The organism is Sphingobacterium kyonggiense, assembly GCF_039536825.1.
Classification (GTDB): domain Bacteria; phylum Bacteroidota; class Bacteroidia; order Sphingobacteriales; family Sphingobacteriaceae; genus Sphingobacterium; species Sphingobacterium kyonggiense.
The window spans coordinates 352,615-377,258 of the sequence record NZ_BAAAZI010000011.1 but is presented as its reverse complement, the minus strand read 5'-3'; the positions used below and the strand labels follow the sequence as shown (position 1 = coordinate 377,258).

General features: G+C 37.8%; 22 protein-coding genes. 1 reads left to right on the top strand and 21 read right to left on the bottom strand.

The genetic code is table 11. The features are described from left to right. The 15 genes from ABD676_RS14660 to ABD676_RS14590 all read right to left on the bottom strand — a co-directional run bounded on the left by ABD676_RS14660 (position 1) and on the right by ABD676_RS14590 (position 13,672). Positions 1-1,017, bottom strand: coding sequence for an NADH-quinone oxidoreductase subunit G (locus tag ABD676_RS14660; protein ID WP_344675477.1), 1,017 nt, complete (start codon positions 1,015-1,017; stop codon positions 1-3). Positions 1,018-1,044: 27 nt separating this feature from the next. Beyond that, positions 1,045-2,400, bottom strand: a complete 1,356-nt coding sequence (gene nuoF, locus ABD676_RS14655) for an NADH-quinone oxidoreductase subunit NuoF (protein WP_344675476.1) — start codon at positions 2,398-2,400, stop codon at positions 1,045-1,047. Positions 2,401-2,404: 4 nt separating this feature from the next. Beyond that, a complete protein-coding gene (locus tag ABD676_RS14650; protein ID WP_344675475.1) occupies positions 2,405-2,926 on the bottom strand; it encodes an NADH-quinone oxidoreductase subunit NuoE family protein in 522 nt (173 codons plus the stop codon). Then, positions 2,919-4,154: an NADH-quinone oxidoreductase subunit D gene (locus tag ABD676_RS14645; protein ID WP_344675474.1), complete on the bottom strand. Its 1,236-nt coding sequence runs from the start codon at positions 4,152-4,154 to the stop codon at positions 2,919-2,921. The genes ABD676_RS14650 and ABD676_RS14645 overlap by 8 nt, the downstream gene beginning before the upstream one ends. 13 nt (positions 4,155-4,167) lie before the next feature. Beyond that, positions 4,168-4,671 (bottom strand): NADH-quinone oxidoreductase subunit C, encoded by a 504-nt coding sequence (locus ABD676_RS14640; RefSeq protein ID WP_344675473.1) that lies wholly within the window; start codon positions 4,669-4,671, stop codon positions 4,168-4,170. After that, positions 4,664-5,218, bottom strand: a complete 555-nt coding sequence (locus tag ABD676_RS14635; protein ID WP_344675472.1) for an NADH-quinone oxidoreductase subunit B — start codon at positions 5,216-5,218, stop codon at positions 4,664-4,666. The genes ABD676_RS14640 and ABD676_RS14635 overlap by 8 nt, the downstream gene beginning before the upstream one ends. Positions 5,219-5,259: 41 nt before the next feature. After that, on the bottom strand, positions 5,260-5,640 hold the full coding sequence (locus tag ABD676_RS14630; protein ID WP_344675471.1) for an NADH-quinone oxidoreductase subunit A: 381 nt from the start codon (positions 5,638-5,640) through the stop codon (positions 5,260-5,262). Between the two features lie 317 nt (positions 5,641-5,957). After that, entirely contained in the window at positions 5,958-7,697 is a 1,740-nt protein-coding gene (locus tag ABD676_RS14625; RefSeq protein ID WP_344675470.1) for a tetratricopeptide repeat protein, read from the bottom strand. A gap of 27 nt (positions 7,698-7,724) precedes the next feature. Then, positions 7,725-8,672: a PstS family phosphate ABC transporter substrate-binding protein gene (locus ABD676_RS14620; protein ID WP_344675469.1), complete on the bottom strand. Its 948-nt coding sequence runs from the start codon at positions 8,670-8,672 to the stop codon at positions 7,725-7,727. Positions 8,673-8,958: 286 nt separating this feature from the next. Further along, positions 8,959-9,846: an energy transducer TonB gene (locus tag ABD676_RS14615; protein WP_344675468.1), complete on the bottom strand. Its 888-nt coding sequence runs from the start codon at positions 9,844-9,846 to the stop codon at positions 8,959-8,961. 21 nt (positions 9,847-9,867) lie between these two features. Next, on the bottom strand, positions 9,868-10,428 hold the full coding sequence (locus tag ABD676_RS14610; RefSeq protein WP_344675467.1) for an ExbD/TolR family protein: 561 nt from the start codon (positions 10,426-10,428) through the stop codon (positions 9,868-9,870). A gap of 9 nt (positions 10,429-10,437) precedes the next feature. Further along, on the bottom strand, positions 10,438-11,094 hold the full coding sequence (locus ABD676_RS14605) for an ExbD/TolR family protein (protein WP_344675466.1): 657 nt from the start codon (positions 11,092-11,094) through the stop codon (positions 10,438-10,440). A 100-nt stretch (positions 11,095-11,194) separates the two neighbouring features. Further along, on the bottom strand, positions 11,195-12,028 hold the full coding sequence (locus ABD676_RS14600) for a MotA/TolQ/ExbB proton channel family protein (RefSeq protein WP_344675465.1): 834 nt from the start codon (positions 12,026-12,028) through the stop codon (positions 11,195-11,197). 416 nt (positions 12,029-12,444) lie between these two features. Further along, entirely contained in the window at positions 12,445-12,795 is a 351-nt protein-coding gene (locus tag ABD676_RS14595) for a translation initiation factor (RefSeq protein ID WP_344675464.1), read from the bottom strand. 1 nt (position 12,796) lies between these two features. Then, positions 12,797-13,672: a diacylglycerol/lipid kinase family protein gene (locus tag ABD676_RS14590; RefSeq protein WP_344675463.1), complete on the bottom strand. Its 876-nt coding sequence runs from the start codon at positions 13,670-13,672 to the stop codon at positions 12,797-12,799. A gap of 226 nt (positions 13,673-13,898) precedes the next feature. Between ABD676_RS14590 and metK the strand changes: the two genes are divergently transcribed. Further along, positions 13,899-15,152 carry a methionine adenosyltransferase gene (metK, locus tag ABD676_RS14585; protein ID WP_344675462.1) on the top strand — a complete coding sequence of 418 codons (1,254 nt, stop codon included), beginning with the start codon at positions 13,899-13,901 and terminating at the stop codon, positions 15,150-15,152. A 67-nt stretch (positions 15,153-15,219) separates the two neighbouring features. Here metK and ABD676_RS14580 read toward each other — a convergent pair whose 3' ends face one another. The 6 genes from ABD676_RS14580 to ABD676_RS14555 all read right to left on the bottom strand — a co-directional run bounded on the left by ABD676_RS14580 (position 15,220) and on the right by ABD676_RS14555 (position 24,277). Next, on the bottom strand, positions 15,220-16,722 hold the full coding sequence (locus ABD676_RS14580; protein WP_344675461.1) for an acyl-CoA dehydrogenase family protein: 1,503 nt from the start codon (positions 16,720-16,722) through the stop codon (positions 15,220-15,222). A gap of 174 nt (positions 16,723-16,896) precedes the next feature. Continuing rightward, on the bottom strand, positions 16,897-17,775 hold the full coding sequence (locus ABD676_RS14575; RefSeq protein ID WP_344675460.1) for a helix-turn-helix domain-containing protein: 879 nt from the start codon (positions 17,773-17,775) through the stop codon (positions 16,897-16,899). A gap of 77 nt (positions 17,776-17,852) precedes the next feature. Further along, on the bottom strand, positions 17,853-18,743 hold the full coding sequence (gene fabD / locus ABD676_RS14570) for an ACP S-malonyltransferase (protein WP_344675459.1): 891 nt from the start codon (positions 18,741-18,743) through the stop codon (positions 17,853-17,855). 38 nt (positions 18,744-18,781) lie between these two features. Then, positions 18,782-20,011, bottom strand: a complete 1,230-nt coding sequence (locus ABD676_RS14565) for a M16 family metallopeptidase (protein WP_344675458.1) — start codon at positions 20,009-20,011, stop codon at positions 18,782-18,784. 690 nt (positions 20,012-20,701) lie between these two features. Then, positions 20,702-23,521: an outer membrane beta-barrel protein gene (locus tag ABD676_RS14560; RefSeq protein WP_344675457.1), complete on the bottom strand. Its 2,820-nt coding sequence runs from the start codon at positions 23,519-23,521 to the stop codon at positions 20,702-20,704. A gap of 9 nt (positions 23,522-23,530) precedes the next feature. Further along, entirely contained in the window at positions 23,531-24,277 is a 747-nt protein-coding gene (locus ABD676_RS14555) for a DOMON domain-containing protein (protein ID WP_344675456.1), read from the bottom strand. Between the last annotated feature and the right edge of the window lie 367 nt (positions 24,278-24,644).

Here is a 24,644-nt window from a genome sequence, read left to right as displayed (position 1 = left end):
TTATTTCAATTTTTCAGATCTAGCTAACTGCTCCACATTCGCTTCCTTCAACTTCGGATCATTTTTAATAACCGAAGGTGGAACAAATGTCTCATAATGATTTGATGCGATTACAGATTGATCAGACACCTTGGTTGGCTCTTCTAATTGCCAATCATCGGTATGCTTCTTCTCAAAACGGCATTCATTACAAATGAATTCATCAACCTCATCAAATTCATCTTTACGCCCTGTAACTCGAATGACATCCGTTCCTTTATACCAAAGGGTCACATTGCCTGAACATTTGGTACAGTTACGGTGTGCATTCACTGGCTTTGTAAACCATACACGATTCTTAAATCGGAATGTCTTATCTGTCAAAGCTCCAACTGGACATACATCAATGACATTTCCAATAAAATCATGGTCTAAAGCTTGTTCAATAAATGTAGAAATCTCTGCGTGATCTCCACGATTTAAGATACCATGCTCTCTTTTTTCAGTTAGTTGATTAGCAACAAACACACAACGGTAGCATAAAATACAACGGTTCATGTGTAATTGAATCTTATCCCCAATATCAATGCGTTCAAATGTACGACGCTCAAACTCATAGCGAGTTTGTTCCGTTCCATGTTCGTAACTTAAGTCTTGAAGCTTACATTCTCCTGCTTGGTCACACACTGGGCAATCCAATGGGTGATTGATCAATAGCATCTCCACGACAGCTTTACGAGCATCCAATACTTCCGGTGCCGTAATGTTTAACACTTCCATACCGTCCATCACCGTAGTTCTACAGGATGCAACCAGTTTTGGCATTGGGCGTGGATCCTTCTCAGATCCTTTGCTCACTTTAACCAAACAAGTACGGCATTTACCACCACTACCCTCTAATTTGGAGTAATAACACATCGCTGGAGGCACTATTTCTCCACCAATCTTCCTAGCGGCATTTAATATGGTAGTCCCTGGATCCACTTCTACAGTGATTCCATCGATGGTAACTTTAAATTTCTGAATTTCTTCTGCCATTTTATTTAATCTTTAAAAATTGGCCTTTTATTCTGTTACAGGTACTAATGGGTCAGCATAATGCGCTAAACCATAATTACGTGTTTGTGATTCTTGTGGGTTTAGGATATGCCATTCAAATTCATCTCTAAAGTGACGAATGGCAGCAGCAACAGGCCATGCAGCAGCATCTCCTAGCGGACAGATGGTATTTCCTTCAATCTTACGTTGAATCTCCCATAATAAATCCACATCTTCCATTGTTCCCTTTCCATACTCAATCTTATATAAGATTTTCTCCATCCAGCCCGTTCCTTCACGACAAGGTGAACATTGCCCACAACTCTCATGACGGTAGAAACGTGTATAATTATAGGTATTACGAACGATACATTGATCTTCATCAAATGCAATAAATCCTCCAGATCCCATCGCTGTACCACTTACAAAACCGCCATCGGCTAATGACTCATAAGTCATCAGTCGTGGATTTCCATTAATGGTCGTTGTAATTAAATTAGCAGGTAAAATAGGTACTGATGAACCTCCAGCTACAACAGCTTTCAATTTCTTACCATTCGCTATTCCCCCGCAATACTCATCAGAATATATGAACTCCTCTACAGGAAGGCCCATTTCAATTTCATATACACCAGGTTTCACTAAATTCCCAGAAGCGGAGATTAGTTTAGTTCCTGTACTGCGTTCAATACCAATTTTCGCATATTCCTCACCACCATCATTCACAATAGGAACAGTAGCAGCAATAGATTCCACATTGTTTACAACCGTAGGGCATCCATATAATCCGGCAACAGCAGGAAATGGCGGCTTAATTCTTGGGTTTCCTCTTTTTCCTTCAAGTGATTCCAACAAGGCGGTTTCCTCACCACAGATATATGCCCCACCACCCGGTTGAACATAGATTTCCAAGTCATAACCTGTTCCAAGAATATTTTTGCCTAAAAAACCTGCAGCTTTAGCTTCTGCAATGGCATTTTCAATAATTCGAATTTGAGGCATCATTTCACCTCGGATATAGATATAGGAAGTATTTGCTCCCAGCGCATAGCTAGAAACAATCATCCCTTCTATTAAGGCATGCGGAATATGAGTCATCAGATATCGGTCCTTAAAAGTTCCAGGTTCTGATTCATCACCATTACACACCAAATAACGAGGCACACCTTCTGGTTTAGCTAAAAAGCTCCATTTCATACCCGTAGGGAATCCTGCTCCTCCACGACCACGAAGTCCGGATTTTTTAACCTCCTCTACTACGTCATCTGGAGACATGGTTTTTAAGGCCTTCTCGACCGATCTATATCCACCTTTCTCCCGATAAACAGCGAAAGTATTGATTCCCGGCACATTGATATGTTCTAATAATAACTTACGTCCCATAATGCTATGCCTTTGCTTTTTCCTTTAAATCATTTATTAATTGGTCTACACTTTCATTAGTTAAGTTCTCATAGAAAGTATAACTAGGACCTATCTGCAATACAGGGCCATAACCACATGCAGCCAAACACTCCACACCACGCCAAGAAAACAAACCATCTTCCGTAACTTCTCCTTCTTTGATCCCTAACTTCTGCTCCAAATGATCCATGATCTTTTCGGCACCAACCAAACAACAAGGTCCAGTTCGACATACCTCCAACAAATACTTGCCTTGAGGCTGCAACAAAAACATCGTATAGAAGGTTGCTACTTCAAATACTTCTATAGGTTGTATACGCAGGAAAAAAGCTACTTTTTCCATAGCATCTACACTTAACCATCCGTATTCTTCTTGAACCAAATGTAAAATAGGAAGAAGTGCTGACTTCTGTTTCCCTTCTGGATATCGACTAACGACTTCAGAAAATTTACTTAGAAGATCTGCCGAAAACTCGACAATCATATTTTCTTTAACACTAAGCATCTAATTCTCCTGCTATTACGTTTAAACTACTCATATTGATGATTGCATCGGAAATAAGCATTCCACTACTCATTGGTGCAAACATCTGATAATTGATAAACGAAGGTCTACGGAAGTGCAAACGATATGGTGTTCTACCTCCATCACTTAGGAGATAAAACCCTAATTCACCGTTGGCACCTTCTACCGCGTGATAAACTTCGTCTATTGGAGCATCCCATTCACCCATCACAATTTTAAAGTGATAGATTAAGGCCTCCATATTGGTATAAACTTGCTCCTTAGGAGGCAAGTAGAATGCTGGAACATCAGCATGAAATACTCCTTTTGGTTCTTTATCAATCTTCTCTAGCGCTTGTTCGATAATGCGCATTGATTGCCACATTTCTTCGTTACGAACCATAAAACGGTCATAAACATCTCCATTTGTTCCAACAGGAATATCAAAATCAAATTCTTCGTACGAACAATATGGTGAATGTGCTCTGACATCATAGTCAATACCAGTAGCCCTTAAGATAGGTCCTGACCAACTATAACTTAATGCTTCCTCAGGAGTTACTGCAGCTACGTTGGAAGTTCTTTCAATAAAGATTCTATTACGATCAAATAATTCTTGGAATTCTTTTAATACAGGAGGGAATCTCACTAAGAATTCACGGATTTTAGCAAATGCTTGCTCATTAAAGTCGCGCTCAAAACCACCAATACGACCAATATTGGTCGTCAAACGAGCTCCACAAATCTCCTCATAGATTTCATAAATGAATTCTCGCTCTTGCATCACATACAAGAAACCAGAGAATGCTCCAGTATCAACACCTAGGATACCATTACAGATAATATGGTCAGCAATCCTTGCTAATTCCATAACGATGACACGCATGTACTGAACACGCTTAGGAATCTCGATATCCAAAAGCTTTTCAACTGTCATGTGCCATCCCATATTGTTGATAGGTGATGAACAATAGTTCAGCCGATCCGTTAATGGGGTAATTTGATAATATGGACGATGTTCAGCAATCTTTTCAAATGCTCTGTGTATATAGCCAATAGTAGAGACACCACTAACAATACGCTCACCGTCAATTTGAACCACATTCTGAAACACACCATGTGTGGCAGGGTGAGTTGGTCCAATATTTAGGGTAATCAGCTCGTCTTGTGGATCATTATCCTCAAAAACTGGCGCATTACTTGAAATTCGTGTAATAGGTTTACTCATTATACATCTTCACTTAACGTCCAAAATAAAAGTCCTTCTTATCCATACGGTTTGGATCTTCCAAAGGATATTCTTTGCGCATCGGAAAAACACCAAGGTCATCCATATTCAAGATTCTTCTTAAATCAGGGTGTCCTTCAAATTGGATCCCAAAGAAATCATATGTTTCTCTTTCCATCCAATTCGCTCCATTCCATATGCCTGTAGCCGTTGGAATAGTCAAATCATTCGCTGACAAGAAAACTTTAATGCGAATACGAACATTATGCACCAAACTATGTACATGATAGACGATAGCATAGGACTTCTCCTGATTCGGGTAATGAACAGCTGTAATATCAGTCAAATAAATAAACTGAAGCAGGTCATCCGATTTTATATAACTTAAGAGATCAATTAAAGTCTCTCTATCTGTTTCTAAAGTTAATAATCCTTTTGGCTCAACGATATTGGTGAGCTTCTCAGGAAATTTTACTTGCAATTTTTCAATTACAATTTGGTTAGTCAGCTTATCCATTATCTGTTGATATACCGTACTTTTCTAATAATGCTTTATATTCAGGTGTATTTCTTCTATTCAAGGATTCATTTTTCACGATATCTTGAAGTCTTAATACCCCATCTAAAATTGCTTCTGGTCTTGGAGGACATCCCGGCACATAAACATCTACAGGAATAATCTCATCGATTCCCTGTAATACGGAATAAGTATCAAAAATTCCACCACTGGATGCACAAGCTCCTACGGCTATCACCCATCGTGGTTCCGCCATTTGAATATATACTTGTTTCAATACTGGCGCCATTTTCTTTGCAATTGTTCCCATAACTAAAAGCATGTCTGCTTGTCTAGGAGAAAAACTCGGACGCTCAGCACCAAATCTTGCCAAGTCATAAGTAGAGCCCATAGTTGCCATAAATTCAATCCCACAGCAAGACGTCGCAAAAGGCAATGGCCATAGGGAGTTTGCCCTAGCTAGCCCAATAGCCTTATCCAATGTCGTTGCAAAAAATCCAGCTCCCTCTACACCAGGAGGCTTATCTGCTAAGGTAATATTGCTCATTGTAAAATGGATTAGCGCGAATGATCAGTCTTAAAACAAGTTTAATCCCAATCTAATGCTTTCTTTTTAATGATATAAATAAAGCCCAATAGTAAAAGACCCATGAAAACAAACATTTCCATTAATCCTTGCCAACCAAATTCCCTGAAGTTCACTGCCCATGGATACATGAAGATAACTTCAATATCAAAAATGACGAATAAAATCGCTACAAGAAAATACTTGATTGAAAAGGGTTGTCTTGCATTACCAACTACTTCAACTCCAGACTCAAACGCACCTAACTTATTCTCAGTCCGTACTTTAGGACCAATTAAGTGGGTACCAATAATGGTCGTTACACCAAAGCCTACAGCCACAGCCAACTGAATTAAGATCGGTAAATAATCAATTGGCGCACTTTGCGTTGCTAAATCGTTCATATTAATGGTTTACTTCTACTAGTAGTGTAACAAAAATAGCAAAATCTGTCAATATAAAAAGTGAGGGAGGGCACTATGAAGTGCCTTTTTGTTATTTTGAATCAGTATAAATAACAAGGTGGCTTCTAGTTATTTAACCTACAGCTATTGTGCTCATTAAACAAGACGTTTAACCATCTATTTGTTCCTTGATTCAATCTTAGTAACAAAGTTGTAGATTTCAATTTCCACAGAAAGATATCTTCAATTCAAAACCTATTGCAACAAAAAAAGGATCGCAATATGCGATCCTTTTCTATTTTTTTAAGCTGTATAGCTTATAAAGCTTCTATCATTTGTTTTGCGAATGCATCTTCTGGTCTAATTTTCAACGTTTCAGTGAAATGTTGCTTAGCAGTAGCCGTATCGCCTTTCAAATATGCATAATATCCTAAATAAGAATGTGCATCAGCAGCATAAACTGTATTATTAGGATCTTCTTTAGTTGAAGAAGAAATTGCTGTTAATAATTTCTTGAATGTATCAACAAATATACCTTTAGCATTATCTGGATCAGCTAGGATATTATCCAAAGCCATTTCAGATAAGCCTTTATAGTATAATGCATTGATTTGATACATATCTTTTGCACGTTGTTCTGTTGCATTAGCAGCGATACTTAACGCTTTAATTGCTTCTTCCAAGTGAGGTTTAGCCTCGTTGAACTTAGCAGCAGCTTCTTCTGGAGTACGCTCAGTACCTTCTGGAACAGCTACCAATTTAGAACCGACACCATAAGCTAATTGACCTAAATAGTAATTAGCATCAGCGTAGAAGTTTGATTTTGGATTCGCTGCTGGAATTTTAAATAATTCTTTAGCTGCTTCCATTTCATTCTCTTGGTATTTCAAGAATGCTGTTTCAGCAATTTCTGCATCAAAATCATCATCTTCACCTTGTTTGGTAATCGCCGTATTTAAGTACTCTAAACCTTTAGCTTTATCTCCAGCCAAGATTTCAGACATACCAGCAATTAAGTAGTCACGGCCAATTAAACGGCTAGTATCTACTTTGCTAAACAATTCTGTCAAATTCTCCTTCGCTTTAGCATAGTCTTTATCCTGCGTAAATGCGATATATCCTAAATAACGGAAAACCTTAGGGTCCACATCAGGAACACTTGCTAACTCTTGAGATACAGTTTTCAACTCATCGAAACTAGCTGAATAAACCAAGAAATCGGCATAACGGATTTTAGCATCGATAGAGTTATCACCTGTTAAAGCTAAATACTTCTTGTAGTTCTCAACACCTTTTTGGTTGATCTCACGGTACTGGTCTTCAGGAGCTTTCAATGAAGACAAGTAATAAGTCTCTGCAATCTCACGATAGATCGGTCCGTAATCAGGGTGTTCTGTTGCCAAAAGCCCTAAATCTTCCAAAACTTGATCATAAGCTTGTGCTCTTCTAGAGATGATAGCCTGACCAATTTGAGGAGCTAACAATTTATCATTAATTGTTAATGCATTACGGTAGTGTACATATGCTTGGCTATTTTCACGTAATCCAGCATAAGCATCACCTAATGCAACTGAGATCAAAGGATCTTTTTTGTTTAATTCTTGAGCTTTAGTTAAATACTCAACTGCTTTTTGGTAATCTGGTTTAGGAGCATCAATATATGCACGACCAGCATAATATAAATTCAAATATTCTTTTTTACCAACACCATTGGTTGCATCAGCAATTTTCTGAGCACCAGCAGCGGCATTACCTTTGATTAAATCAACGGCACCTAAACCAACATTATTCAATTTTTCTTTAGGCGCATTTGTTAAACCTTGTTGAAAAACGATAGCAGCAGAATCTACTTTATCATTGATCAAATAAATTTGACCTAAATAAAAGTAATTCTCACCATCTTTGGCTTTTTTAGCCACCAATTTCTGCAACATGTCTTTAGCTTTGCCATATTGCTCCACTTCCATTGCAGCTTTTGCATCTTTTAAACTTTGGGCGCTAGCAGTACTTACTGCCCCTGCTAACAAAAGACTTAAAAATAATTTGCTGTTTGTCATAATCTATTATTTACTCTTTGTTATAAACTAATTTATGTTGTCTCTAATTATAATTTCTCTCCCTGGCATGGTCACCGGTAAAAGTCCTGATTTCAACACTACTCTTTGCCCACGGTCTCCCGTTAAGAATGCTGAAAAACCAACACCTAATCCCATGTTTGGCTGATAATTCAATACGTAGAATGTCGTTTTTAAGGGATATTCATCCGTAGCAAAAGTCGTCTGCGAAGGCTTCGAATATACCGTGTTTCCCTTAGCATCCGTAAATTGAAGGCTTAAGATACGAATTTTATTTTCTTCTCCAAATTGCCTTCTATAATCTAAATACTGTCCATAAGATAAAACTCCAATTCCCTCTGTATTTGTTTCTAAGAACTTTAATACATCAGAAGAGGATTTTAAAGCTTTTACCGACTTCGATGAAATCTCATTAACCTTTGTAAACTCTTTTACCCTACGAACAATGCTAGAATTGATATTATCCAATACTAAATTTTTTCCTGAATCATTCCCCTTCAACAATGAACTTAACGTTTGAACATTGATTGAAGTATCTGCAGATGAAATATTATTTACAAAAACCACGCCATCGTGCCATACGGGAAATACCCTCGGAGAAATATTTCTTTGATTGAACCCTGCATTCTCTTCTTTAGTAAGCTCCCTCGCTAAAATAATCATTGCAGCATTTCCTTCTAATAAGCTATTGATTGCCTCACGTTCAGGAAGTGCTATTAATTTTACATTTGCGTTGGTGTAAGAAGATTTAAAGACATCCAATTGCTCACGCATGATTGGGAATTCAGCCTCATCTACTATAACAGCCATTTCACCAGTAAGAATATCATTCTTATCCACCTGAACCTTTGATTTTACCGAATCTTTAGAATCTGATTTTGTAGAATTACTGGAACAGGATGCTGATAAGCCAAATATTGCTATCAATAAAAATGGAAGTATTTTCTTACGCTTCATATTTACTTAGAATATAAATATGCGCTAAGGATTAAATTAATCCCTAAAATTTTTCTGCCACAGACGGGCAAAGCGCATAAAGGAATAAACGATTAGGAGGATGCCGAACAGTTTTTTATAGGTAGGATCTATTTCAAGTGGAAAGTTCTTCCAGAAGATTATTAATAACCCTAGCACAAAATAAAACACGAACATCAATAGTCCTAAAATGGACAGAAATCGCTGTGTGGGCGATTTCTGTCTATAAGAATTTCTTGTTGGAGTATCCGACATTTGAAATCTAATTTTATTGACTGGATAAATCCAGACGGATTGGCAAGGAGTACTTCACAGGAACTTTACGTCCATTTTGTACTGCTGGTTGCCATTTTTTAGACATTTTTAATGCCTTAACAGCAGCAGCACCAATACCGTGTGATAAATCTTTATCAATTTTAATATCAGTAACCTGTCCGGTTCTATCGATTACGAATGATAACTGAACAACACCCTTAACACCAGCTTCAATCGCTGCTTGAGGATACATTGGGGTCATCTTCTCTACGATAAAGTTACGGAACGCATTAATACCTCCTGGGTATTCTGCTGGTACCTCTACGGATTCGAAGTCGTAGATTTTATTTGCATCACCATCTGGAGAACCTTTTAAGGAACCGGTGATTGCACCATCTACTTTTTTACTTCCGAACTCACCTGGAGGAACGGCAGTACCACCTGGAGTACCTTTTAAGGTCAACCTTGCTGGGGTAGCGTTTTTCTCCTTAATTTCTTCTTGAGATACCACTTCTTCTTTAACTTGTCTTGAATCCACAACTTTTGGTTCTGGGAAACGGATCAAGTCTTCTGCAGGTGGATCCTGTTGAATACGTTGAGGTGGAGTTTCTTCTTGAGGAAGTGGCTCTTCTTCTTCCTCCTCTGGAGGTGGAACCAAGTCCTCAAGGGTAACTGGAGTTACGATTTGTTCTACTGGAGCTTCCTTCTCAGGAAAAATCTTTAGGTCAAATGCTTTCACAGCTACAAAGAAAAGTACGACTGACGACACAGAGAATAAAGCAATATTGGTTGCCTTTGGCCCAAACTTACGCAAAGCATAAGCTCCATATTCTTTATTTCTATTCTCGAAAACGACATCAAGCCATTCTTTCTTAAATAAATCTAATTTTGAACCTATCATATCTTTAGTTTTTTATCGTAATTATTTAACGGTATAAGCGTTGTTATCTTTCAACACTTGAATTTCTTCAGGTTTGATCTTAGAAATCATATAACGTTTAATATCTACGATTTTCATTTCGTCTAATATATCTACCACATTTAGGTGTACCGACTCATCGCTTGGACGGATTACGACGATCAGGTCTTTACCACCTGTTGCTGCCGGAACCTGTGCTTTCTTCTCGATAAGCACCTTACGGATACCTTCTTTGGAGTAATCAACCACAGTTGGAGGTGTAATTGGCTTTGCCAATTGACCATAATACCAAACGATTTTATTGTCAGATCCTAATAACAAAGTGATTGAACGGTTATCAGCAATTTCCAAATCTGGATTCTGCTCCGATATATCTTTATTTTTATCAGGGAAGGCAATGTCCATCGCTTGCGGCTTACTCAAGGAGGTTGTCAACATGAAGAAGGTAATCAGAAGGAATGCTAGATCCACCATCGCGGTTAAATCTACACGACCTCCATTTTTCTTCGACCTAACTTTCCCGCCTTTTTTACCGCCTCCGGAGTCTTGATTTAATTCTGCCATTTTATTCTATTATTTTTCCGTGCGTAAGCCGGTTACAAAACTAAATCTGTTCTGTTTTTGGTTACGTAGGGTTTCAATGATCAAATTCATTACGGAATACTTCTCAGTTGCGTCAGCTTTGATAGCCACTTTCATTTGACCTGGATCAACGAAGTTTTTCTCTTTTTCCTCACGCTCACGATTGAATTCCACCGTTGCGATACGCGCTTGTTGTACCCAGTGATAAAGCTCATTCGAATTAGTCTCTGTACTATCTACAGGTACACCTTTTTGAATGTCTTCTTTACGGTCATCCTTTGGTAAGGACAATAAGCCGCGCATTTCCTTCATAGACACACCGAAGTCGTCCATAAGTTTAAACTTCTCGTAATCTTCAGCCGAAAATGGGATGTTGTATTTCGCAGACATTTTCTCTAGGGTCATTTTCCTAACATTAGGGTTTTTGATTCCAAAGAAAACCTTGCCACCATGCCCTACCGTGATTACTGCCAAGTTATCATCTGGCAATTTCTCTAAGGTAGTTGAAGCAGGAGTATCTACAGGCATCGTTTCCGGTTGACGTGCTGTTGCCGTCAAAACGAAGAATGTAAGAAGTAGGAAGGATACGTCACACATCGCCGTCATGTCGATGGAGGTACTGGCTCTTTTTACTTTTGCTTTTCCCATTTCTTTACTTCTTTAAGATGAATACTCTATTTCTTTTGTAAGTATGATGCTGAAAAGTTGAACAATGCATAAATTATTTTCAACTTTTTTCAGAATCTTCTTATTTGTGGTTCGCAGCGTATGTTTGTACGATTGAGAAACCAGCCTCATCAATAGAATACGTTAATGTATCAATCTTAGAAGTTAAAATATTATAGAAAATAATAGCGATAGTAGATGTACCGATACCAGTAGCTGTATTAATCAAGGCCTCAGAGATACCGTTTGCTAATTGAGCTTGGTCAGGAGCACCACCAGTTGCCAATGCCGAGAAGGCCTTGATCATACCTGTTACTGTTCCTAATAGACCTGTCAATGTACCGATAGAAACTAAAGTAGCGATTACTGTTAAGTTCTTCTCTAACATTGGCATTTCTAATGTTGTAGCTTCTTCAATCTCTTTTTGGATAGCTAATACTGATTTCTCAGCATCTAATCCTGGGTTAGCTTCAACATCTTTATATTTCAAAAGACCAGCTTTAATAACGTTTGCTACAGATCCTTTTTGTTTATCACATTCTTGGATAGCTGTATCGATGTTACCTGTTCTTAATAAGCCTTGTACTTTTCTAACAAAGTTACCAACGTTTCCTGTACCAGATGCTTTTCCGATTACAATAAAACGCTCAATTGAGAATACCCATACCATTAAGAATAAACCAAGAAGTACAGGTACAACATATCCTGCATGATAAACCATTCCGAAATAGTTTCCAGGTAAAGGTCTGTTTTCTACATTTCCGTCAACGAAGTTACTAGGATCACCCATTACAAATTTGTAAACCAAGAAACCGATCACTAAACAGATGATAATTGCTAAACTTGCAAATAAGTTACCCGCATTGCCACTATCTTGTTTAGCTGGGGCCGTTGTAGTTTTTGGTGCGTTTGCCATTTTTTTACTAATTTTTAGATTTTTTACTGTTGTTTAATTATTAAGTTAAATTCAATTTTATGCAAGCCAAATGCCGTTATTTTACATAAATTCAAAACAAATATAGCATTTTCTGTTAAAAACAAAATTAATTTGAAGATATACGAAATTGACCATTTTAGGTTGTGTTACGTATTTCATTGATATGCTACAGCAGTTCTCCAATCAATGCATGCTCTGTTTGTACATAACGGTTTAACATTCCTATTTTTTTACAATGAAAACCATTTTTTTTCTGATATGCAAATTATCAAATCGTTAAATGTTAAATTTAAGTGAGCGTTTACTCACAATAAGGGTTGCTGTGCTAACCCTTTTTTAACAAACCAACTAAATTATTCGTTTGTAATTTAACCATTTACAATGATTCCGCTTTTCTAGCCTCCAAACCCTTTTACGGAATACCCCTCCGATTGTAAGTATTGGATTATTTTCTCCTTGAAGTCACCTTGTATCAAGATTTCACTGTCTTTTGCACTACCTCCAACGCCACATCGTTGCTTCAAAGTTTTCGCTAAATCTTCTAAATCATCCTGTTTTCCGATAAATCCTGTAATCAATGTAACAACTTTTCCTTTTCTAGCCTTCTTGTCTAATCCCACTTTTAATTTCTGCTTTCCTATCGGAAGTGTATCTAATTCTTCCATAGAATCAGATTCTTGATAGTTGAAATCATCCGAAGTGGAATAGACAATACCTTCAAATCTTTGTTTCTTTTGTTTACTCATCTTAACATATAATATTTAATGCCTTCGGCAATACTTCAATATTAATTTCTTTTCCCAGGTCCATGGGCTCTCCATCTAAATGTATTGGTGCCTGACCTTCTTGCTCAATGCAAATCTGTTTCCCAGGAATAATTTCCACGTATTCGGATTGATCGGCGGTCTTATTAAATAAATGAAAGATCATCAATGGTAAAGTATATAACGGAAATTTATGGACAACACATACATCCAACACCCCATCATTTATAGATGCATTGGGTGCTATGTAAGCATTATTCCCATATTGTGGAGAATTGGCGACAGAAATCATAAATGCTTCACGTTCATATTTTTTCCCATCAATATGTAAGGTGTATTTTTTCGGCTTATATTTCGAAAGCAAATTGACGACAGTTCTTAAATAACCTATAGGACCTCTAAAGGTTTCATTTGCAAACTTATCACTGACACTGGCATCAAACCCAATCCCAGCAATATTAAAGAAAAATCGCTCTTCAGCTTTTGCACAATCAATAGCTACCGAATCGAAACGGTTAATTCGACGAAGAGCTGCAGACTCATTCATAGGAATCCCTAGGTATAGAGCAAGTCCATTCCCTGAACCTTCCGGAACTACGCCCAAAGGAATTCCAGATCCCACTAATGCAGAACCGATTTCATTAATCGTACCGTCACCACCTACGGCAACAACGGCATCATATTTCTCTTGGATAGCTTCTTTTGCCAATTCATAGGCATGGTTAACGTGATTGGTAATCTTAAATGTAGGCTCAAATCGACTTAAATCCAACACCTCCAAGACCTGTTTATTAAATGCTGTCTTCTTCTTCCCGCCTGATATGGGATTGACTACAAACAGGATGCGCTTTTTTGTCATCTCAATCTTATAATTCCGCTAAAGATAATAAAATGAATGAAATACTTTTTAAATAATACAAAGTATCGTAGCTTTGTGCCACACAAAATGTGGACTGATTTGCATTTTGCATTATTTAATGTAAATGAGAGATTGCAACCACAGTAAAAAAGTGCTAAAACCATTCGGGACAAATGATTTTTCACATACTGCCTTGCCCTCTCCATTCAATTCGTTTTAATTATTTATGGCATATTTATTTACCTCCGAATCTGTTTCTGAAGGTCATCCAGACAAAGTAGCAGATCAAATTTCGGATGCATTAATCGACAATTTCCTAGCTTGGGACGAGGATGCGCGGGTGGCTATCGAAACCTTAGTAACAACAGGTCAAGTAGTGCTAGCTGGTGAAGTAAAATCTAAAATCTATCTAGACGTACAGAAAATTACACGTCAAGTCATTGAAAAAATCGGATATACCAAATCCGAGTATATGTTTGAAGCAAACTCATGTGGTGTGCTTTCAGCAATCCATGAGCAATCTGCAGACATTAACCAAGGTGTGGATCGTATTACAAAACAAGAACAAGGTGCTGGTGACCAAGGAATCATGTTTGGCTATGCCAATAATGAAACAGAAAACTTCATGCCTCTTGCTTTAGACCTTTCTCACCGCCTTCTTTACGAATTAGCTGCTCTTCGTCGTGAAAACAAAGAAATCAGCTACCTTCGTCCAGATGCTAAATCACAAGTAACTTTAGAATACGACGACAATCATAAACCGGTTCGTATCGATACAATCGTTATTTCCACACAACATGATGACTTCGCTTCCGAGCAGGAAATGCAAGAGAAAATTAAAGCAGACATCATCAATATCTTGGTACCTCGTGTGAAAGCACAATTAAAACCAGAATTACACGCTTTATTTAACGATCAAATCAAATATCACATCAATCCTACTGGTAAATTCGTTATTGGAGGTCCACATGGTGATACAGGTTTAACAGGGCGTAAAATCATTGTAGATACCTATGGTGGCAAAGGAGCGCATGGTGGTGGTGCCTTTTCAGGAAAAGACCCTTCTAAAGTTGACCGTTCTGCTGCTTATGCAACACGTCATATCGCAAAGAATTTAGTAGCAGCAGGAGTTGCTGATGAAATCCTTGTTCAGATTTCTTATGCTATTGGTGTAAAAGATCCGATGGGAATCTATGTGAATACTTATGGTACATCTAAAGTCAATAAAACGGACGGTGAAATTGCCACTATCATAGCTGAGTTATTCGATATGACTCCATATGGAATAGAAACTCGTTTAGGACTACGTAATCCGATCTATGCAGAAACTGCTGCATATGGACACATGGGAAGAACACCTAAAACAGTTATTAAAACCTTTGAAAACTCCAATGGAGATAGCAAGACTGTAGAAGTAGACTTGTTTACATGGGAGAAACTCGATTACGTTGATAAAGTAAAAACAGCTTTTGGTTTATAAAATCAAAAATCTTATAAAATAAAAAATCCCCAAATTGGGGATTTTTTATTTTATATATCTTTTAAGATTATCCTAAGAAGTTAACCCAATTAGAATCTAACTCATAATCCATAATTGGATCTACATGGTTCTTCGAATTCAGCTGTCCATGGAACATCATTAAGTCCATATGGATATGCTGACGCGTTATTTCAACCAATTGTTGATTAAATCCTGGCAACTCTAATACCATTTGGAAACTGATCACACGGGCAATCATACGACCAAGAGTAACCAGATCTCTTTGCTTTAACGTTCCATCTACTTGGAAGTTTAAGGTATCTTTAAAATAGTCAGCGCTTAAGGTGCTACGATTAAATCCTTTCATAAAGGTCAATAAGTTAGTTTCCTTAGCTTTACGCATTAATTTCAATACCGCTTCAGCAATCTGGCTGTATAGCATTTCGTTAGACCCTTCAAATATTTGGAATGGTCTGCTATCCACAACGGCTCTTCCTGCGATATGATCTAAACGATAGCCATTCGCACCTGCCAATTGTAAACTGATCTGTGCAGATTCTTGCATCAAATCTGTAATCAATGCTTTTAATGTATTTGCCTCGATGCTCATTGTGGCAAGATCATTTTCAATACCACTATGTCCAACACTGAAAGCACACATTCCCGAACAGATGGTATAGGCTGCTTGAATGCGAGCTAACTGGAATTTCACGGCATCTACTTGTGCCAATGGAGCTGCTCCCACTATTCTGTTTTGACAATGTTGAAGTGACTCATCCAATAGTCGCTTAATAAAGCCCATTCCCATACCAGGAAATTGCAAACGACTACGATGTAACATATCCAACATCAACTTAATCCCCGTACTTTCTGCTATTAGTTTCTGATTTTCTGGAACAACAACATCTATCTCATTTATTCCATAAGGAATAGCGTATAAACCTAAGTTATTATAGCGGGTTGTCATTGGAATATGTTGTTCAGACAAACCATTCTCCGTAACGAAGAAATCGATATCCCTCGCCAACTCACCGTTCGCATTAAATTTACGTGCTGTTACCAACCAATAATCGGCTGCACCACTTAATCCTTGCCAATGTTTCTGTCCTTTAATATGATAGGAATCACCAACCTGTTGGTAGGCGGTTTTCATATTAAGGGCATCACTACCGTAAGCTTTCTCCGTAATCATTAACCCACCCATCGCATTGTTTTCCATGAAATCTTTGAATATTCTTTCTTGAACTGAATATTCTCCATATTTCGCCAAAGGCTCCAAAAACAAGGCTATATTAATCCCAAACATTAAGGATAAAGCCAAAGACTCATAAGAAGCAGCAGCAAGTACACTTAAACATTCCTTTACCGCAATTCCTCGTCCTCCATGTAAAATTGGAACCGCAACGGATAAAGGTTTCTTCGACATGATCTCAGCCAAAAATTCCTTTGGCAAATCCCTATTTAAACTCATGGAATTATAATCAAATTCCTCACGAAATAGGTGCTTTAAATGCTCCTTAAAGTCTGTTATATAATTATCAAATGATATTTGTTCTATGATTTCGCTCATTTCTCTTCCTATTTTAATGAAACTATCCATACAAAATTAGGGGGATAGCCCTTATTATACTATAATAATTAAGACAAAAATTAGGACTAAACGTGCATATCCCTTTTATCATTTGTTAAAAAAAAGGAATGATTAGCAAACTATATAGGGAAGTGATTGAGAAAAAATCGAAAGTTATATACTATGGAAAACACTTTTTCTATATTCAGTAGGAGATATCCCTATGATTTTTTTGAAGAGTCTAGCAAAATAGGAAGGGTCTGCAAAATCCAATTCATACGCGATACTTGCAACACTTTTATTGGTTTCAGAAAGCAATAATTGACTATGTATAATCGCCACTTCCAGAATAATTTCCTTGGAGGACTTTTTGAACACGGAAGAAACACAGCGATTTAAATAATTTATGGAAACTGCCAAGCGGTCAGCGTAAAAATCTACGGATTTAAACTTATCGAAATGCAAGTGAACCAATTGTTTAAACGCAATAGCCACCTCCTGTCTACGACCAAGAGTCTTGTTCACATTGGAAAGTTTAATGATCATCAACAGCACCGATTTGAAAATACTCTCGTACAATTCCTTATAGGGATTCGAGCTATAGATTTCCTTGTAGAGTAAGTCTAACAAACTGTTTAATTCAGAACTATCTTGCTGTACCAAATTCAGTAGTGGAGATATGGTAAATATATTGAGGATCTCTTGTTCTCTGAATAGAGAGGTCATTGCTTGCTCATTAATAAGCACGCAGTAACCTTGGGCAGACTTATCAACAGAGTGAATTGCAGAGATATTTCCATAATTGCTGATCAGCACTGCTGGTGCTTCAACCATGAAAGCCGTCGATTCTATTTGTTGATTAAAATAACCTTCTGTCAGATGGATTAATAGGTTATACCCAAAGAAAATGGGCGGAATAGGCGTTTTTAGATAGGGTGCAATATCTCTTAATGGAAAAATTTTAATGGCTGTTTGAATGTACTTTAAATGCTTCAAACTACCAGCCATAAATTTGGAAACAAATTCATCAGCATTTATTTGTGTCTTTTCCATGAGCTTTTTGATTAGGATAGATAATAGAAGAGGGCTAATTGCCCCCTTCCTTAACCATCTAATATTTTCAACCCAAATTATTCTGCAATACTTGCAGAAGAAGTAGGGATTTGTCTATTTACTTTTTTAACAAGACCCTGCAACACTGTACCAGGACCAACTTCCACAAAACTTTCAGCCCCATCAGCCAACATGGTTTCTACTGTTTGTGTCCAACGTACTGCACCGGTAAGCTGAGCAATTAAATTCTCCTTAATAGCTACTGGATCTTGATAAGGTAATGCATCGTAGTTTTGGTAGATCGGACAAACAGGAATACTAATTTCTGTATCTATGATCGCATTTTGCAATTCTTGTTTTGCGGCTTCCATTAATGGAGAGTGGAAAGCACCACCAACATTTAATTTCAATGCACGTTTTGCACCTGCTTCTAATAATTTCTCACAAGCAGTATCTACACCTGAAACTGATCCTGAAATAACCAATTGACCAGGGCAGTTATAATTTGCTGGAACAACTACATCTTCTACTTGAGCACATACTTCCTCAACAATTACATCATCTAATCCTAAGATTGCCGCCATTGCTCCTGGTTCTAATTCTGTTGCTTTCTGCATCGCATTCGCACGCTTTGCAACTAGACGAAGACCATCTTCAAATGAAAGTGCACCTGCCGCCACTAAAGCAGAAAATTCACCCAAGGAATGTCCTGCAACCATATCCGGTTGAAATTTTTCTCCTAAAGCTTTTGCTAAGATAACCGAATGCAAGAAAATTGCAGGTTGAGTAACATTTGTCTGTTTCAAATCCTCTTCTGTACCAGCAAACATAAGGTCCGTAATACGGAATCCTAAAATTTCATTTGCTTGCTCAAATAATGCTTTTGACTCTTCGTTACTTTCGTATAAATCTTTACCCATTCCTACGAATTGGGCTCCCTGTCCTGGGAAAATATAAGCTGTCTTCATATTGGTTTCTTTATTCTATCACAAATATAAAAATATCCTTAATCTTCAGGCACGAATGCTAAAGAGGAAAGGTTAGATGGCGCAAAAACATCATTCGCAATGTCCTGAATTTCTTGAACGCTGACCTGATCAATCTTTTCAAATACCTCCGAAAGTGTGACTACACGATCATAATCTAATATATTCTTTGCTTCAGCAATGATTAAACTCATCCTATTTTCTTCTGCTAGTGCAATCTGACCCTTAAACTTATTCTTAGCCTTCTGTAGGAAATTAACAGAAACCGGCTGTTCCCTTAATTTACGCAGTTCCTTATGTACTAACTTCAGAGCTCTATCCAACTTCTCCTCATCTGTTCCTAAATAAATGCTAAATAAGCCTGTATCTGCATATAAACTATAATTCGACTCGATGGTATAAGCAATTCCATATTTCTCACGAATATTCAAATTCAGAATCGATGCCATCCCATAGCCTCCCAAAAAGTTATTTAACAAGAGTAAACCAGTTTTCCTTTGGTCGTATATACTATATCCTTGACCTCCTAGCACATAATGTGCTTGGTTAATTGGTCTTTCTAATTCAATTTGCTGGCTTAGTGGTTTAACGAAATCTTCGGCAACATGATCCCAAGGATAACTCTCCACTTCGCTGAACAATTTATGAACAATCGCTAATACTTTCTTTTCGCTATAATTTCCTGAAATGGCGACAACCATCTTAGAGGTTGCATAATGCTGCTTGATAAATTGCTTGATATCTGCTTGTTGAATACTATTCAAATCAGCTTCTAAGCCTAATATATTATGTCCTAATCCTGACCCTGCAAAAACCAAATCTTCGAAATCATCCATGATTGCATCTTCAGGACTATCTAAATAGGAAGCCATTTCATCTAGAATCACTCCTTTTTCCTTTTCCATTTCATCGGTTGGATATTGGGAATGAAAGATAATATCCTCAAATAAATCCAATGCTCGATCTAAGTATGGGTTCAAAAAAGAAGCATGAATACAAGTGTATTCCTTGGTGGTATAGGCATTCAAGTCACCTCCAACTGCTTCCAAACGATTCAGGATTTGATTGGTACTGCGACGTTCAGTGCGTTTGAACAATAAATGCTCAATAAAATGCGCTGTACCGAATTTGCCTAATTGTTCATGACGAGATCCTACATCAACCAATAAACACGCATGTGTAATTGCCGATTTGTCTGGACGAAATAATACGCGTAATCCATTGTCTAATTGGAAGATTTTTTGATCCATTTATTTTTTTATAGGTTTTGCAAAGGTAAGCATTTAGTTAATAGAGCAGACAATAGACCATAGATACAATTAACATAACAAAGTAAACAAGACGTCGAGGCAATGGAATTAATAATAAGAGCTACTATTTCTTAAAAAAATGTACGATGATTTTCAGCCAGGGTTGAACCAAAAAACTGTAAGGTTGAAGCATGCTTCGACAGCTATATCGAATCTATCCCGCAAATAGATCTATCTACTAAATACTACTATTTAATCGGGCAGACATTCCGCTGCGCTTAGTACTGCCCCTACGTTGGACGGCTATTAGGGTATTACAAGCTTTCTAGTTAGCACGAAAGGTAGGGGCGGTACTAAGTGAGTTTGAGGAAAGGGGATTTATCCCCTGACGAGAACGAATGGAATGTCCGCCCGTTTTTTAACGACACCAGATGATAGACAACAGACACCAGATTTGTTAGGATGTTAGGAATTAAGGATATGCGGACGATGCATGCATCGCCTCTACATACCACCCTGAAATTATTACTTCTACCCGCGATAACCGTAGGGTCGAAGCATGCTTCGACAGCTATAACGCTCCACAAAATCTATCCCGCCAATAGGTCTATCTACTAAATACTCTCTACTAAATACTACAAAAAAGAAATGCCAGGCTAACCCGGCACTTCTTTTTTAAACTAACTAACCTTAAAAGCGATGTCTCATTCCTCCACCAGGGAAGCCACTGTCTTCTGATGGTGGCAATCCTGAAAACTTCTGAAGTTTAAATGTAAACAACAACATGAAGTAACGGCCCAAACGATTGGTTTGTGTATCTGAATAATAGTTATCAGCAACTGTTCTGCTTAAGTTCGTTTGTTGATTTAACAAGTCAAATGCCTGTAAACGTACTGTTGCGCGCTGATCTTTTAGGAATCTTTGCTCGATATAAGTATTGATGATAAACGGATTCGCATCACTTAAAGAACCGTATCCTGAGTTAAAGGTCTTCATCACATCTGCACCGAAAATAGTCGATTTAGTAATGTTTACTGAACCATTTAACGTCGGTGATAGTGAAGAGATGTTACGGTTACTAGCTGTCTGTAAATCATTTCTTGATAGGTTATAGCTATAACGAATACCCGGATTAATTTCCAAATTCTCGGACGGTGTATAACGGAAGCTTAAACCTTGCATGAAAACATAGTTGTTAATAATGTTTTTATCGCCAGTTGTAGCTGTTGGATTTGATGCAATGTAGGATAGGTTCTTGTTATAAGTAACACCTCCCATTAACATCAAATTATAAGTTTTCTCCTTTAGTGATTTTCCAAAGTGATAGAATGAACTCACATTGTACACTGGATCATCAGAATTCAAATAACGCGTCTCACGGATCATACCTAATTCCGGATCGCGGAAAGATTTGTTAAAGGTCGTAATACGATCAGAAGTTAAACTACCATTCAAGAAAGCAAAGAAAGTATTTCCTTTTTGGAAATCACCAGATCGGAAACGAACGCTTAATTGGTGTCTGAATTCTGGATTCAAGTTCGGATTACCAATTACCGTATTTGTTCTACTGTTGCTTACTGCATAAGGAAGGATCTGATTAACCGTTGGCTCCGTTGATCTTCCAGAGTAGTTTAAGCTAATGTTCTTCTGACGAGAGAACTTATATTCAAAACGTGCAATTGGAATGAAGTTAAAGTTCTTACGATCTATGATGGCACTTTCGTCATCAGATGAAGCATCTCCTTTTAATAGGGATGGCTGAACAGATGCCCCTACTGAGTATTTAATTTTTTCATTTTCGAACATGTAGCTCGCACCAACACGATGTGTGGTAAATGAATAATCCTGTAAAAAGTGGAAATTCAAATCAGGATCATTGTTTGGATTACCATTCTCAAAATATGCATCCTGATAATTCTTATTATCATAAGCATTTTTGTTGAAATCATAGGTGAACTCCAACTTACCATATTGAGATAGAGGCTCAGTATAGGATAAGGTAGTTCCTGCGTTCCAGCTTTTATTATTTACCTCTTTAAGGGTTTTTTCATAAATCTCTGAAAGTGGTGTTCCAGAATTATCCGGATCTGCTAAATTACGCTGTAATACCCTATCGTAATCATTAGTAGTTGCCGCATTATCGTAATTAAAGTTGAAGAACAAATTACGTCCTTTATCATTTAATTTACGATTGTATAAACCTGAAAGGCTATAACGTGGAACATTACTATTATTTAAAACAGACTCTGTCTGTTCATTCACGAAAATATCGTTCAAATAAGAATTAGTGAAAATATCCGAGGTTGTTTTCACATCATTAAAACCAAACTGAGGAGTTAACTTGATGTAATCCTTATCGCTAATATTCCATTCAATATTCGCTTCCAAACGGTGACTGGAAGTGATTTTATTGCTATTATCCTCTGATTGATCAACTTGATTTCCTTCATCAATGGTATGGTCAGTCAAGCTTTTGGTAAAGGTATTGTTATCGTCACGACCATAAGAGTAGTTACCATATACTTTCAACTTATCGGAGAAATCATGACGGACGTTTAAACCGATGGAACCAACATTCGTTAGTCCACTTGGGTTTCCAAACATACCACCACCTGATCTTCCGCCGCCGCCCATTCTGCGTCGTGCACCTCCACCAGAAGTGTTAAAGTCAAATAATGGTGCATTGATATTGTTCAAATTACCTAATACCGATACTTGCGTTTTATTGGTCATACCCATCCACATACCGGTCGCTTGATAACGGTCTTCCGTACCATATCCACCACGCAATGTGGTCATAAAACCCTTATTGTATTTTGGGTCAATCTGTATATTCAATACTTTCTCTGAATCACCAGATTTGTTGCCCGTAATATTAGCCATATCACCGAAGTCATCCACTACTTGGATTTTCTCGATGATATTAGCAGGAAGGTTTTGTGTAGCTGTTTTAACATCGCCACCAAAGAAATCCTTTCCGTTAATACGTACGCGAGTTACACTTTCGCCTTGTGCCGTTACATTACCATCTTTATCAACTTCTACCCCTTGAAGGCGCTTCAAAGCATCTTCAGCTACGGCACCTTGACGTAATTTCAGGTCTTTGGTTGAATACTCCACGGTATCCCCCTTTACCTGCACAGTCAAGACCCCAGCTACCACCACCTCTTCGATTTGATTGGCATTTAAGGTTAACACAAAACTAGGAATGCGAACTTCCTGTTGCCCTTCAGGGAAGTCCACTTCTTTTTCTACGGCTTCAAAACCAAGGCTGCTTACACGAACCTTAAATTTTGTTGCTTTCACATTTTCAAAAGTAAAGAAACCGGCATTGGTTGAACTGGTCGATAAGGTATCCTTATCGGAGATCAAGCGAACGGTAGCACCTGATATCGGTCTCGATTCGGTGTCCCGCAACATGCCATTTACTACACGGTTAGTCTGAGCGCTTGCGCTTAGGCCAAGTACCATGATGAATACAATCATCACAGCTTTTAACATTCTATCCATAAACTAATTTTATTGCTCCTTCAGTTGCCCTAAGACCCAGACTTCCGTCTTCATCTTAAAGGGACTTTTGACAGTGGGAGTTGGTCTTGAATAAATCCCACCGTACATGCCTGTAGGTGCTGGTCGGTTTTTCAACATCTTTTGCAATTGCGCATACCGATTGTTGATCATAACCTGAATCGCGACTTCTTTATTGCGATTCTTGATTCCTATGGAAGCTATTGGAATCTTTGATTCGTATAGCATTGCTCCATTCTCCAGCAACTTAGCACTAATCTGAACCCCGTAGGTATTGTCAAAGGACAAACGTCCATCAACAATATGTGCAAATCCGCGAACACCATAGCCTCTACTTCTTTTGATCAGCTCCTCCCGAACATTCATATTCGGTAGATTCTCATCATTAGCAATCGCTCGCAAGGTTTCACTGTCTGGAATTGGAAATATAAGTTGAGCCCCATCCTTCTTCTTCCCATCCGGATTGATGTTAATAACAATCCCATTCCTCACCGCCTCCTGTTGCAACATCGGATCCTTGATTCTAACGGCCGCATACAGGTAATCTGCATCGCTTGTTAATCCAAACATCCAACTACTATCTGCATCCATCAGCGTCAACTTTCCATCCCATTCCTTAAGATCTGCATCGACCTTTACAGGGAATGCTGGCAATAATTCATACTTTTCTTTCTTCTTCTGAGCCAATAAACTAGAACAAGTTAGAACCAGATAAAATAAAATGATAATTCTTTTCATATGTTCCACGTGTAAACTTCTTATTGACAACAGTATAAATAAAAAATATTACTTTATCACCAATCTTCAGCAAAGAAAATAAGAAGAAGTGTAAATTAATGTAAACAATAGTTTATATCAGAGAAGTTACAGGGGAGACTGCTTGATTGAGACCGCTGCACTATTAGATATGAGATATAATTGGGATAGGTCATTTACGACTCAGAACGAAGTGAAGAGTCTCCACCCCCCCCACAAGACCTCGTCGTCCCGAATCTATGATGAGGGAACTTTAGACTATTTAGGTTTTCTAGTTATTTTTTTATTTAAGCGGTCGAAGCATGCTTCGACCCTACGGTAATGGTGCTAGGAATATTAAAATTACGAT